The sequence below is a fragment of the Acidovorax sp. Root219 genome (assembly GCF_001428665.1).
Taxonomy (GTDB): domain Bacteria; phylum Pseudomonadota; class Gammaproteobacteria; order Burkholderiales; family Burkholderiaceae_C; genus Acidovorax.
Genome location: NZ_LMIJ01000023.1, coordinates 352,961 through 365,232, shown reverse-complemented (window position 1 = coordinate 365,232; position 12,272 = coordinate 352,961). Strand labels below are relative to the sequence as shown.

The 12,272-nt window shown below is 66.6% G+C and carries 11 protein-coding genes; 3 read left to right on the top strand and 8 right to left on the bottom strand.

Translation table 11 applies throughout. The features are described from left to right. Window positions 1-68 precede the first annotated feature (68 nt). The 7 genes from ASE28_RS22070 to ASE28_RS22040 form a co-directional block, all read right to left on the bottom strand. Complete coding sequence (locus ASE28_RS22070) at window positions 69-320, bottom strand: MoaD/ThiS family protein (RefSeq protein WP_057268478.1); 252 nt, start codon at window positions 318-320, stop codon at window positions 69-71. Further along, window positions 317-1,552, bottom strand: coding sequence for a gephyrin-like molybdotransferase Glp (glp, locus tag ASE28_RS22065; protein ID WP_057268477.1), 1,236 nt, complete (start codon window positions 1,550-1,552; stop codon window positions 317-319). Before glp ends, ASE28_RS22070 begins: the two co-directional genes overlap by 4 nt. Beyond that, entirely contained in the window at window positions 1,549-2,094 is a 546-nt protein-coding gene (gene mobB, locus ASE28_RS22060; RefSeq protein WP_057268476.1) for a molybdopterin-guanine dinucleotide biosynthesis protein B, read from the bottom strand. Before mobB ends, glp begins: the two co-directional genes overlap by 4 nt. Window positions 2,095-2,233: 139 nt before the next feature. Continuing rightward, window positions 2,234-3,664, bottom strand: coding sequence for a threonine synthase (gene thrC, locus ASE28_RS22055; protein ID WP_057202151.1), 1,431 nt, complete (start codon window positions 3,662-3,664; stop codon window positions 2,234-2,236). 42 nt (window positions 3,665-3,706) lie between these two features. Further along, a complete protein-coding gene (locus ASE28_RS22050; protein WP_057268500.1) occupies window positions 3,707-5,065 on the bottom strand; it encodes a homoserine dehydrogenase in 1,359 nt (452 codons plus the stop codon). Window positions 5,066-5,076: 11 nt separating this feature from the next. Beyond that, entirely contained in the window at window positions 5,077-6,120 is a 1,044-nt protein-coding gene (locus ASE28_RS22045; RefSeq protein WP_057268475.1) for a DUF1176 domain-containing protein, read from the bottom strand. Window positions 6,121-6,153: 33 nt separating this feature from the next. Beyond that, window positions 6,154-7,386: a pyridoxal phosphate-dependent aminotransferase gene (locus ASE28_RS22040; RefSeq protein ID WP_057268474.1), complete on the bottom strand. Its 1,233-nt coding sequence runs from the start codon at window positions 7,384-7,386 to the stop codon at window positions 6,154-6,156. A gap of 143 nt (window positions 7,387-7,529) precedes the next feature. Here ASE28_RS22040 and ASE28_RS22035 point away from each other — a divergent pair, with 143 nt between their 5' ends. From ASE28_RS22035 to ASE28_RS22025, 3 genes are all read left to right on the top strand, one after another. Continuing rightward, a complete protein-coding gene (locus ASE28_RS22035) occupies window positions 7,530-7,907 on the top strand; it encodes an Mth938-like domain-containing protein (protein WP_057202148.1) in 378 nt (125 codons plus the stop codon). 198 nt (window positions 7,908-8,105) lie between these two features. Then, complete coding sequence (locus tag ASE28_RS22030; RefSeq protein ID WP_057202147.1) at window positions 8,106-8,591, top strand: peroxiredoxin; 486 nt, start codon at window positions 8,106-8,108, stop codon at window positions 8,589-8,591. A gap of 171 nt (window positions 8,592-8,762) precedes the next feature. Then, on the top strand, window positions 8,763-10,538 hold the full coding sequence (locus tag ASE28_RS22025; protein ID WP_057268473.1) for a PhoH family protein: 1,776 nt from the start codon (window positions 8,763-8,765) through the stop codon (window positions 10,536-10,538). Between the two features lie 201 nt (window positions 10,539-10,739). Here ASE28_RS22025 and dnaB read toward each other — a convergent pair whose 3' ends face one another. Continuing rightward, on the bottom strand, window positions 10,740-12,170 hold the full coding sequence (gene dnaB / locus ASE28_RS22020; RefSeq protein ID WP_057202145.1) for a replicative DNA helicase: 1,431 nt from the start codon (window positions 12,168-12,170) through the stop codon (window positions 10,740-10,742). Window positions 12,171-12,272: the final 102 nt, after the last annotated feature.

Here is a 12,272-nt window from a genome sequence, read left to right as displayed (position 1 = left end):
CACACCAAATGAGGCACTGACAGTATTGACAATGGCGACCATATGAGGAGCGTGCGCGGCAGACCGGTTCAGCCTCCCGTGACCGGGGGGAAGAACGCCACCTCGGCGCCCTCGTGCAGGGCGGCGGTCTCGCCGCTCATCACCTGCTCCAGCGCCATGCGCACGGCCCGGCCCCGGGCCAGGCTCGCGGCGTGGGCGCCGCCGCGCGCGATCAGCTCGTCGCGCAGTTCGCCCAGGGTCGCCGCAGCGGTGTCCACCGCTTCGCTGCCCTGGCCGATGGCCTCGCGGATGGAGGCGAAGTAGCGCACCGTGATCCTCATCCCAGCAGCTCCGCAAAGGCAATGAACTGCACCGTATCGCCCGGCGCAATGGTCTGGCCGGCAGGGTTGTCCACCACGCCATCACCCCAGGCGGCGGAGGTGAGCACGCCCGAGCTCTGGTTGGCAAACAGATCGAGGCCCCCCGCCGCGTTGTGCCGCACGCGCAGGAACTCGCGGCGCTTGTCGGCCCGGGGCCAGGCGAAATGCGCCGTGGCTGCCAGCGCGCGCGGGGCGACGGCCTGCACGCCCTGCAGGCGCAAAAGGAAGGGCCGCACCAGCAGTGCAAAGGTCAGGAAGCTCGATACCGGGTTGCCGGGCAGCCCCATGAAGTGGGCGCTGTCGATCCGCCCATAGGCAAAGGGCTTGCCCGGCTTCATAGCGATCTGCCAGAGGTCCAGTGTTCCCAGCGATTCCACGGCGGGCTTGATATGGTCCTCTTCACCCACCGACACGCCGCCGCTGGTGAGGATCAGGTCATGGGCTTCGCTCGCACGCTGCAGGGCCTCGATGGTCGCATCGCGCCGGTCGGGCACGATGCCCAGGTCCGTTACCTCGCAACCCAGGCGCAGCAGCATGGCGCGCAGAAAGAAGCGGTTGCTGTTGTAGATGGCGCCCGGGCGCATCTGCTCGGGCGGCACGTCCCCTGGCATGACCAGTTCGTCGCCGGTGGAGAACAGCGCCACGCGGGGGCGGCGCCCCACCTGCAGCTGGTGCAGGCCGATGCTCGCCGCCAGGCCCAGTTCCGCCGGAGTCAGCCGCATGCCGGCGGACAGCACCACCGCGCCGCGGGTGATGTCCTCGCCAGCACGGCGTATCCACTGGCCGGCAGTCGGCACGGCATTGATCCGCACCTTACCGTCGTCCAGGGCTTCGCAGTCCTCCTGCATCAGCACCGCATCGGCGCCGTCGGGAATCGGAGCCCCCGTGAAGATGCGCGCGGCCGTGCCCGGCTGCAAAGGCGCCCCCGCACTGCCGGCGGCGATACGTTGCGACACGGGCAACACCGTGCCTGCAGTCGCCACGTCGGCGCGGCGCACGGCGTAGCCGTCCATGGAACTGTTGTCGCTCGGCGGCACCTGCAGGGACGAGACGGCGTCCTGGGCCAGCACGCGGCCGTCCGCCTCGAAGGTGGTGACCGTATCGGTGCCTGCCAGCGGGGTGGCACGCGCCAGCAGCTCGGCCAGTGCGTCGGCCAGGGACTTGAGGGGCTTGAAAGCGGTGAGAGGTCTCATTGGTGCAGGTCCCAGTCGTATTCGAAGCGCTCGGCATACTGCAGCAGCCAGTCCACCACCTGCGCAGGGTCGTTCAGGTCGAGCAGGGGCAGGCCGGTGGGCACAGGCAACTGCCCCGGCGCATCGGTGGCCACCGCCGCCACGAAGTCGTCTTCGGCGTAACGCACGGGCTTGGGGGCCTGGCCGGCCTCGGGGGCGCGCCAGACCTCGACCTTGAGCAGGTCGCTGTCCTTGAAGCCCTCCACCAGCACCCAGTCCACGCCCTGGTACAGCTCGGCGAGCAGGTGGTGCACGGTGAGTTCGGCAGGCCGCTCGAACTCGCGCACCAGCGCCAGGCGCCGGTCGGAGGCGGCCACCACCTCGAAGGCACCGGCCTCGCGGTGGCGCCAGGTGTCCTTGCCCACGTGATCGATGTCGAAACTGTGGTGTGCGTGCTTGACCACCGAGACCCGCAGGCCGCGCAGCCGCATCTCGGGAATGAGCTGCTCGACCAGCGTGGTCTTGCCGCTGCCGGAGAACCCTGCAAAACCTACAACCTTCATCCCATGCTCCTGCACAAGGCCATGGCACCCATGGACCACCCAAGCTCCGTCAAAAGAGCGAAAGGGGCGCCACCCTGGGCGCCCCGAATGGCAACCCCTGTCCGGCGCGCCGTGGCGCGGCTGGGCAGGCGGCACCTCCTCACTGGCAGTGGCGCTCGATGTAGGCCTGCACCAGGCGCACGTCGGCAGGCATCACCTGCACGCGCTTGGGCAGGTCCTCGATGCCGGCGAACTTCGCAGGTCGCTCGGGCGAATGACCCAGGGCCTCGACGATGGTCTCGGCGAACTTGATGGGCAGGGCCGTCTCCAGCACGATCATGGGCACGGCCGGGTCGCTGTGGTGTTCCAGCGCCACCTTCACGCCGTCGGCGGTGTGGGTGTCGATGGTCACGCCATGGCGCTGGAAGTTGCCCCTGATGGTGGCCAGACGGTCGGCATGGGTGCTCTTGCCGCTCTCGAAGCCGTAGCGGGTGGCCGCCTCGGCAAAGAGCGGGTCGGCGCTCAGGTCGAATTTCCCCTCCTTGGCCAGCGCATCGCCGAACAGGGCCTTGGTGCGTGCGCCGTCGCGGCCCAGCAGGTCGAACACGAAGCGCTCGAAATTGCTGGCCTTGCTGATGTCCATCGAAGGGCTGGACGTTTCATGCGTGTCGGCGCTGCTGCGCACGCGGTACACACCGGTGCGGAAGAACTCGTCGAGCACGTCGTTCTCGTTGGTGGCCAGCACCAGCTTGGCGATCGGCAGGCCCATGGAGCGCGCCACATGGCCCGCGCAGATGTTGCCGAAGTTGCCGCTGGGCACCGTGAAGCTGACCTGCTGGTCGTTGCGCTCGGTGGCCTGCACGTAGCCGGCAAAGTAGTAGACCACCTGCGCCAGCAGGCGCGCCCAGTTGATGGAGTTGACGGTGCCGATCTTGTACTTGCGTTTGAAGGGCAGGTCGTTGCTCACGGCCTTGACGATGTCCTGGCAGTCGTCGAACACGCCTTCGATGGCGATGTTGTGGATGTTCTCGTCCTGCAGGCTGAACATCTGCGCCTGCTGGAAGGCACTCATGCGGCCGTGCGGGCTGGTCATGAAGACGCGCACGCCCTTCTTGCCGCGCATGGCGTACTCGGCCGCGCTGCCGGTGTCGCCGCTGGTGGCGCCCAGGATGTTGAGCTCCTCGCCGCGGCGGTTCAGTTCGTACTCGAACAGGTTGCCCAAGAGCTGCATGGCCATGTCCTTGAAGGCCAGCGTGGGGCCGTTGGACAGGGCTTCGAGCCACAGGCTGTTTTCCAGGTGGCGCAGGGGCACGATCTCGCCGGTGCCGAAGACCTCGGCCGTGTACGTCTTCTCGCACAGCGCCTTCAGGTCGGCGGCCGGGATGTCGTCGATGTACAGCGACAGGATCTGGAAGGCCAGCTCGGCGTAGCCCTGCTCGTGGTAGGCCTTGCGCAGGCGCGTGAGCATGGCGTCGTCGACCTGCGGGTAGTGCTCGGGCAGGTACAGGCCGCCATCGGGGGCCAGGCCTTCGAGCAGGATGTCGCAGAACTGCTTGCGGTCTGCATGGCCGCGGGTGCTGAGGTATTTCATGGTGGTGTCCCGTCTGCGTTCACAACGCAGGTGCCTGCTGCGTCAGTTGAGTTCTTCCTTGCGGATGCGCGTGATCGGGGCCAGCACAGTGGGCAGGGCCTGCATCTGGGCCAGCACGGTGTCCATGGTGCCTTCGCGCGTATCGTGCGTGAGGATGATGAGGTCGGTCTGCGGGACGCTACGTGTCCCCTCCGGTCCAGTGCCTTCTCCACCCACTTCGTCGGCTTCGCGCTGCAGCATGGCGTCGATGCTGATGCCGGCTTCGGCCAGCAGGCCGGTGACCTTGGCCAGCACGCCGGCCTGGTCGGCCACGCGCAGGCGCAGGTAGTAGCTAGTGACCACTTCGCTCATGGGCAGCAGCGGCAGCGTGCCCATGGCATCGGTCAGCGTGTTGGCCTGGAAGGCCAAGTGCGGCACGCGGTGCTCGGGGTCGGCCGTGTGCAGGCGGGCGATGTCCACCAGGTCGGCAATCACGGCGCTGGCGGTGGGCTCGCTGCCCGCGCCCTTGCCGTAGTACAGCGTGGTGCCCACGGCATCGCCCTGCACCACCACGGCGTTCATGGCGCCTTCGACGTTGGCGATCAGGCGCTTGGAGGGCACCAGGCTCGGGTGCACGCGCAGCTCGATCCCCTTGTCCGCGCGCTTGGTGATACCCAGCAGCTTGATGCGGTAGCCCAGTTGCTCGGCGTACTTGATGTCGGCCGCGCCGAGCTTGGTGATGCCCTCGACGTAGGCCTTGTCGAACTGCACCGGGATGCCGAAGGCGATGGCGCTCATCAGCGTGACCTTGTGCGCGGCGTCCACGCCTTCGATGTCGAAGGTGGGGTCGGCCTCGGCATAGCCCAGGCGCTGTGCTTCCTTGAGCACCACGTCGAAATCGAGGCCCTTGCTGCGCATCTCGGACAGGATGAAGTTGGTGGTGCCGTTGATGATGCCGGCGATCCACTGGATGCGGTTGGCCGTGAGGCCTTCGCGCAGCGCCTTGATGATGGGGATGCCACCGGCCACGGCGGCCTCGAAGGCCACCATCACGCCCTTGGCCGAGGCGGCCGCGAAGATCTCGGTGCCGTGCACGGCCAAAAGCGCCTTGTTCGCGGTGACCACATGCTTGCCGGCGGCGATGGCTTCGAGCACCAGCGCACGTGCGATGCCGTAGCCGCCGATGAGCTCGATGACGATGTCGATGTCGGGGTTGGCGATGATGGCGCGGGCGTCGTTGACGACCTGGATGTCAGCACCCACTGCGGCCCGGGCACGCTCCACGTCAAGATCGGCCACCATGGTGATCTCGATACCGCGGCCCGCGCGGCGGCGGATTTCTTCCTGGTTGCGCTGCAGCACGTTGAACACGCCGCTGCCGACGGTGCCGATGCCCAGCAGGCCTACTTGGATGGGTTTCATGGTCATAAAAATCAGGGTTTCCTGGAAACGGGGTTGGTGGGCAGAACCACCTTGGAAGTTCGGGCGGGCAATTGCCAGGCGCCGCCAGCAAAGCCGCGGCACAGGCTGTCGCCCGATTCGCCGGTGAGCACGAAGCTGCGGCCGTCGAAATGCCATTCCTGCATGGACCAGCAGTCGCCGATGCCGCGTCCCTTCATGGAGGAGCGGATCGACCCGTCTGCCGCATCGAATTCGCCTTCGGCGTCGAGCAGTTGCGGCTGGTAGGGCGGGCGGTCGTTGGCCAGCCAGTGCAGTCCACCGAAATTGTAGGCGCCCATGGCGCAGGGGATGGACAGCAGTACCTTGCGCTCCGTGAGGCGATGCACCTGCACGTCGGCGGTTTGGGGGGCATCGCCGTTGCAGCGCTCGCTCACGTCCTTGCGGTCGATGGCCGCGAGCAGCGGTTTGGCCAGCGCGGCATCGGCCTTGCGCTCGGGCAGCGGCCGCACGGCGTTGAGGACCGGCGCAGGCACCGGGCCCAGCACCGATGCCTCGGCCTTGTTGCCGCGCCGCACCAGGGCGCCTGGCGTGCCGACGCGGCCCTGGGCCTCGTCCATCTTCAGCAGCACGGCACTGGCACCGGCCAGCGACAGCACCCACCGGTCCTTGCCGGCGGTGACGGTGGCTTCCTCGTTCTTCAGCAGTTCCTGCAGCAACGGCGCCACCTGGCTTGCAGGAACGCGGGGGATCTCTCCCGCAAGCCCGGACAGCGCGAGCTTGCCCACCTGGAGGTTCAGCGATGGCGGCGTGGCCTTCTCGCTCGACACCTGCAGGTCCACCAGCACCGGGGCGTCAGGCCCGGCCTCGCGGGTCAGGCGGATGGACACCGGCTCCGAGTCACCGGCCTCGGACTGGTAGCCCACGGCCCGGCAGGCCCGGGTGTTGTCGCACTGCAGGCCCCAGTCCTTGTGCGTGAAGCCCACCGGCTCCTTGTCGGCCGCCTGTGCTGCCGGCAACGCCAGTGCCAGCGCGCACGCGAGGGGTGCCAGGGCACGGTGGGCAGGGCAGACACGCATGGGAAAGGATCTCCGGTCAACAGCCCGCACGCCTCAGGCGGCGGTCTGCTGGCGTTTGCGGTACTGCTCCAGGAAGCGGGCCACGCGGCCGATGGCATCGCGCAGGTCGTCCTCGTGGGGCAGGAACACGATGCGGAAGTGGTCGGGCGCCGCCCAGTTGAAGCCCGTGCCCTGCACCAGCATGACCTTGGTCTCCTGCAGCAGTTCCAGGAAGAATTGCTGGTCGTCCTGGATGGGGTAGATGGCCGGGTCCAGGCGCGGGAACATGTACAGCGCAGCGCGCGGCTTGACGCAGGTGACGCCCGGGATGGCGGTGATCAGCTCGTACGCCAGGTCGCGCTGCTTGCGCAGGCGCCCGCCATCGCCGACCAGCTCGTTGATGCTCTGGTGGCCGCCCAGCGCGGTCTGGATGGCCCACTGCCCCGGCACGTTGGCGCACAGGCGCATGTTGGAGAGCATGTTCAGGCCCTCGATGTAGTCGCGCGCAGGCTTCTTGTCGCCCGAGACCACCAGCCAGCCCGCACGGTAGCCACAGGAGCGGTAGCTCTTGGACAGCGAGTTGAAGGTGAGCGTGAGCACGTCCTCGCTGAGCGAGCCGATGGCGGTGTGCGTGGCGCCGTCGTACAGCACCTTGTCGTAGACCTCGTCGGCAAAGATCACCAGGCCGTGCTCGCGTGCAATGGCCACGATGCCGCGCAGCAACTCGTCCGAGTACAGCGCGCCCGTGGGGTTGTTCGGGTTGATGACCACGATGCCCTTGGTGCGCGGCGTGATCTTGGCGCGGATGTCGGCCAGGTCGGGCATCCAGCCATTGGCCTCTTCGCACAGGTAGTGCACGGGCGTGCCGCCCGAGAGGCTGGCCGCCGCCGTCCACAGCGGGTAGTCGGGCGAGGGCAGCAGCAGCTCGTCGCCGTTGTCCAGCAGGGCGTTGGTGGCCATGACGATCAGCTCGCTGGCGCCGTTGCCCAGGTAGATGTCGTCGAGGGCCACGCCCTTGATGCCCTGTTTTTGCGTCTCGTGCATCACGGCCTTGCGGGCCGCGAAGATGCCCTTGCTGTCCGAATAGCCGGCCGAGTTGGGCAGGTTGCGGATCATGTCCTGCTGGATCTCTTCGGGCGCATCGAAGCCGAACACCGCGAGGTTGCCGATGTTGAGCTTGATGATCTTGTGGCCATCCTCCTCCATCTGCTTGGCCGCGTCCATGATCGGGCCCCGGATGTCGTAGCAGACGTTGGCAAGCTTGGCGGATTTCTGGACGGTTTTCATGCGCAGGAAGGTGCAGTGGACAAAGTGCGGTTCGCACCAGGGTCGGCCAAAGCGGCCAGTGGTTGGGCGAAACCTATAATTTGACCACAGATCACCTGCGAGGCGGGCCCCGGGGCCCGCGCCGCGCGCACCCACCGAACACCATGAAATTCCAGCCGGACAAAGCCAATGCACAAACCGTCACGGGCTATGGCCCGGGCTGGATCGGGGTGGATGGCGAAAAGATCACCCACAGCGTGATCGTCGGCTCGGACGGCTTGCGCCAGGCATGGCCATGCACGCGCTTCGAGGACCTCACGGCCGAGCATTTCGCACAATTGGCGAAGCTCGAGACCGAGCTCATCATCTTCGGCAGTGGCCAGCGCAACCGATTTGTGCCGCCTGCATGGCTGCAGCCGCTGATGGCGCGCCGCCTGGGCCTGGAGACCATGGACACGGCCGCCGCCTGCCGCACCTACAACATCCTGGCGGGCGAGGGGCGCAACGTGGTCGCCGCGCTGCTGCTTGAATCGGCGCCCTGAAATGCCCTACGTCGGGTGCGCGAAGACACCCAAGGTACTGAACAGGTTCCGGCTTGTGTACTTTGGTTACAGAATGCGATTCGCGAAAGAGTCCGTTTCAGGGTAAAATCTCCGGTTGCGGTCAGGGGCCTTCCAAAAGCAATAACACTCCCACTCCCCTGGCTTATCAACGACTACATCCTGAGAGATTGAAGTGATATGGCGATCGTTGTCAACAAACCCCTCCCTGAATTTGAAGCCAACGCGACTGGTGGACTGAAGGTCTCCAACACCTCCCACCTTGGCCAAGTTCTGGTTCTGTACTTCTATCCCAAGGACAACACCCCGGGCTGTACGACGGAGGCCATGCAGTTCCGCGACAAGTACAAGGACTTCGTGAAGGCCGGCGCCGCCGTGTTCGGCGTGTCGCGCGACAACATGAAGTCGCACGACGACTTCAAGGAAAAGCTGGAACTGCCGTTCGAGCTGATCGCCGACACCGAAGAGAAGATGTGCCACATGTTCGGCGTGGTCAAGAACAAGATCATGTACGGCAAGAAGGTCAAGGGCATTGAGCGCAGCACCTTCCTGGTCGGGCCCGATGGCCTGCTGGTCCAGGAATGGCGCGGCCTGAAGGTGCCCGGCCACGTGGACGAAGTCCTCAAGGCCGTCAAGGGCATCAAGACCCTGAAGAAGGCCGCCTGATCGCCGGCCACCCATGGCCCTCCCTGCACTGCGGGGAACCGCCTCGGGGAATAGGCATAATGGTTCAATGCCCCTGGAAACTGGAACGCTTCCCTCCCCCATAAAAGCCGCCTCGGCCTCCAGGCGGCTTTTTGTTTTCTGAATACCCTACTGCCCGAGGCCCTGCACACCATGCCCCTTCCTCCCGCTCCCGCACGACGCGCGGCCCTGCTCTCGCCCGAAGCCTATGACGTGACGGCCCAGCCCGGCCGCACCCCACAACCTGCCGCCTCCGAAGCCGTCGAATCCGCCGCCGCCCCGCGCGCGCCCGCCCGCAAGACCGCCGCCCGCGCAGCGCTGCAGGCTGTGCCCACCACGGCACAGGCGACCGAACCACAACGGACCGCAGGCCGCAACCGCAGCGAGCCGGTTGCAGCCCCCGCACCGGCGCCCACCCCTGCCACCGCGCGCAGCACCCCGCCTGGTCGCAAGACCGCACGCACTGCCGCCACTCCCACGGCCGCCGCAGCGCCAGCCAGCCGCACCAGCGGCAGCACCAAGCGCGCGCGCCCCAGTGGCCCGTCCAAGCTGTTCGTGCTGGACACCAACGTGCTGCTGCACGACCCGACCAGCCTGTTCCGCTTCGAAGAGCACGACATCTTCCTGCCGATGATCGTGCTGGAAGAGCTCGACGGCCACAAGAAGGGCATGACCGAAGTGGCCCGCAACGGCCGCCAGACCAGCCGCACCCTGGACGCCCTGGCCGGCGTGCACGGCGCCGACATCGCCCACGGCCTGAAGCTCGACTCCACGGGCCAGCGCGCCGCCGGCGGCCACCTGTTCTTCCAGACTGCACCGCTGGACTACAGCCTGCCCACCAGCCTGCCCCAGGGCAAGGCGGACAACCAGATCCTGGGGGTGGTGGAGGCCCTGCGCAAGCTGCACGCGCCGCGCGAGGTCGTGCTGGTGTCCAAGGACATCAACATGCGCGTCAAGGCGCGCGCCCTGGGCCTGAACGCCGAGGACTACCAGAACGACAAGACCCTGGAAGACGGCGACCTGCTGTACTCCGGCGTACTGGCCCTGCCGCCGGACTTCTGGGTCAAGAGCGGCAAGAACGTGGAAAGCTGGCAGAGCGGGGTGCACACCTACTACCGCATCGGCGGCCCCATCGTGCCGCAGCTGATGATCAACCAGTTCGCGTACTTCGAGGCCCCCGGCGAGCCCAGCCTGTTCGCGCGCGTGAGCGAGATCCGCGAAAAGACGGCGGTGCTGCAGACCCTCAAGGACTATGGCTCAGCCAAGCATGCGGTGTGGGGCGTGACCACGCGCAACCGCGAGCAGAACTACGCCATGAACCTGCTCATGGACCCCGAGATCGACTTCGTGACCCTGACCGGCACGGCCGGCACCGGCAAGACCCTGCTGGCCCTGGCCGCAGGCCTGACCCAGGTGCTGGACGACCGGCGCTACACCGAGATCATCATGACCCGTGCCACGGTGAGCGTGGGCGAGGACATCGGCTTTCTGCCCGGCACCGAAGAAGAGAAGATGGGGCCCTGGATGGGCGCGCTCGACGACAACCTCGAATTCCTGGCCAAGGGCGATGGCGGCAATGCCGGCGAATGGGGGCGCGCCGCCACGAATGAGCTGATCAGGAGCCGCATCAAGATCAAGAGCATGAACTTCATGCGCGGGCGCACCTTCCTGAACAAGTACGTGATCATCGACGAAGCGCAGAACCTGACGCCCAAGCAGATGAAGACGCTGATCACCCGTGCCGGCCCCGGCACCAAGATCATCTGCATGGGCAACCTGGCGCAGATCGATACGCCCTACCTGACCGAAGGCTCCTCGGGCCTGACCTATGCGGTGGACCGCTTCAAGGGCTGGCCGCACAGCGGTCACATCACCCTGGCGCGGGGTGAGCGCTCACGCCTGGCGGACTTTGCCAGCGAAGTGCTCTAGAAATAGNCTGCGCGAGTCGGGAGGGGGACGCCCCCGGTGCGGCGGGGCGGCCCTTGCACGGGGGCACTGGTCTGGGCCGCGCCGGTTTCATGCGTCACGGGCTATACCGCACACACTGAAAAACTGATTCCGCGCTAAAAATGCAAAAGGCCCCCGCCATTGGCGGGGGCCTTTTGCATAGGGGCGCCTCAACCTTGCGCGTCAATAGTCATCACCACCGCTGCCCATGGCGAGGTTTTCAAAGCGGGTCTGGTTCTTCTGGAAGAACAGCTTCACGGTGCCGGTGGGGCCGTTACGCTGCTTGCCGATGATGACCTCGGCCACGTTGGGCTCCTTGCTGTCCTTGTTGTAGTAGTCGTCGCGGTAGATGAACATGATGATGTCGGCATCCTGCTCGATGGCGCCCGATTCGCGCAGGTCGGACATCATGGGGCGCTTGTCGGTGCGCTGCTCGACCGAGCGGTTGAGCTGCGACAGCGCGATCACCGGGCACTGCAGCTCCTTGGCCAGCATCTTCAGGCCCCGGGAGATTTCGCCCAGCTCGGTGGCGCGGTTGTCGGCACTGCCGGCGCCCGAGCCGCTCATGAGCTGCAGGTAGTCGACCACGATCAGGCCCAGCTTGCCGCACTGGCGCGCCAGCCGGCGCGCATTGGCACGCAGCTCGCCGGGGGTCAGCCCTGGCGTTTCGTCGATGTGCAGCGACACGGTGCGCAGCCGCTCGATGGCCTCGGTCAGGCGCGGCCATTCTTCGTCGGTGAGCTTGCCGGTGCGCAGGTTGCCCTGGTTCACGCGGCCGATGGAGCCGACGATACGCACGGCCAGCTGGGCGGCACCCATTTCCATCGAGAAGATGGCGACGGGCAGGCCCTCGTTGAGCGCCACGTGCTCGGCGATGTTCACGGCAAACGAGGTCTTGCCCATGGAGGGGCGCGCTGCCAACACCACCATGTCACCCGCCTGCAGGCCCGAGGTCATGCGGTCCAGGTCGGCAAAGCCGGTGGGCACGCCGGTCACGTCCACCGGGTTGTCGGCCATCTCCTGCACCTTGTCGAGCAGGTCGATCACCAGCTTGTCGAGCGACTGGAAGCCTTGCTTGGTGCGCGAACCCTCTTCGCCGATGGCGAAGATCTTGGCCTCGGCTTCATCCAGGATGCGCTCCACCGTCTTGCCCTGGGGGTTGAAGGCATTGGTGGAGATTTCATCGCTGGCCGTGACCAGCTTGCGCAGAATGGCGCGCTCGCGCACGATTTCCGCGTAGCGGCGGATGTTGCTCGCGCTCGGAACGTACTGCGCCAGGTTGTTCAGGTAGGTCAGGCCGCCTGCTTCCTGGGCATTGCCCAGGTTCTTCAGGTGCTCGAACACGGTGATCACGTCGGCTGGCTTGCTGCCATTGATCAGCGCACCGATGGCCGAGTAGATCATCTGGTGCTCGTGCCGGTAGAAGTGGCTCTCCACCAGCAGGTCGCCCACCCGGTCCCAGGCGTTGTTGTCCAGCAGCAGGCCGCCGAGCACGCTGGACTCGGCCTCGATGGAGTGCGGTGGCGTGCGCAGCTTGGCAATCTCCTGGTCCTGTCCGGAACCGGAAGGCGGCACGAAACCCTGTTCATCGAGCGGGGGGAAGACAGCGGACATGGGGTTTCTCCGGGCAGGGGCCTGAATGGATGCATTCCGGCCACCCGCCAAGTGCGGCAACCGGGGATAAACCTTGGGGCAATCTGTGGATTACCGGTGGGC

Excerpts from the sequence above, each read along its gene's own strand:
- ASE28_RS22035 (WP_057202148.1), top strand. The coding sequence starts at position 7,530 with ATGAAATTCCAGCCGGACAAAGCCAATGCACAAACCGTCACGGGCTAT.
- ASE28_RS22070 (WP_057268478.1), bottom strand. The coding sequence starts at position 320 with ATGAGGATCACGGTGCGCTACTTCGCCTCCATCCGCGAGGCCATCGGC.
- ASE28_RS22025 (WP_057268473.1), top strand. The coding sequence starts at position 8,763 with ATGCCCCTTCCTCCCGCTCCCGCACGACGCGCGGCCCTGCTCTCGCCC.
- ASE28_RS22030 (WP_057202147.1), top strand. The coding sequence starts at position 8,106 with ATGGCGATCGTTGTCAACAAACCCCTCCCTGAATTTGAAGCCAACGCG.
- dnaB (WP_057202145.1), bottom strand. The coding sequence starts at position 12,170 with ATGTCCGCTGTCTTCCCCCCGCTCGATGAACAGGGTTTCGTGCCGCCT.
- ASE28_RS22050 (WP_057268500.1), bottom strand. The coding sequence starts at position 5,065 with ATGAAACCCATCCAAGTAGGCCTGCTGGGCATCGGCACCGTCGGCAGC.
- glp (WP_057268477.1), bottom strand. The coding sequence starts at position 1,552 with ATGAGACCTCTCACCGCTTTCAAGCCCCTCAAGTCCCTGGCCGACGCA.
- ASE28_RS22040 (WP_057268474.1), bottom strand. The coding sequence starts at position 7,386 with ATGAAAACCGTCCAGAAATCCGCCAAGCTTGCCAACGTCTGCTACGAC.
- thrC (WP_057202151.1), bottom strand. The coding sequence starts at position 3,664 with ATGAAATACCTCAGCACCCGCGGCCATGCAGACCGCAAGCAGTTCTGC.
- ASE28_RS22045 (WP_057268475.1), bottom strand. The coding sequence starts at position 6,120 with ATGCGTGTCTGCCCTGCCCACCGTGCCCTGGCACCCCTCGCGTGCGCG.
- mobB (WP_057268476.1), bottom strand. The coding sequence starts at position 2,094 with ATGAAGGTTGTAGGTTTTGCAGGGTTCTCCGGCAGCGGCAAGACCACG.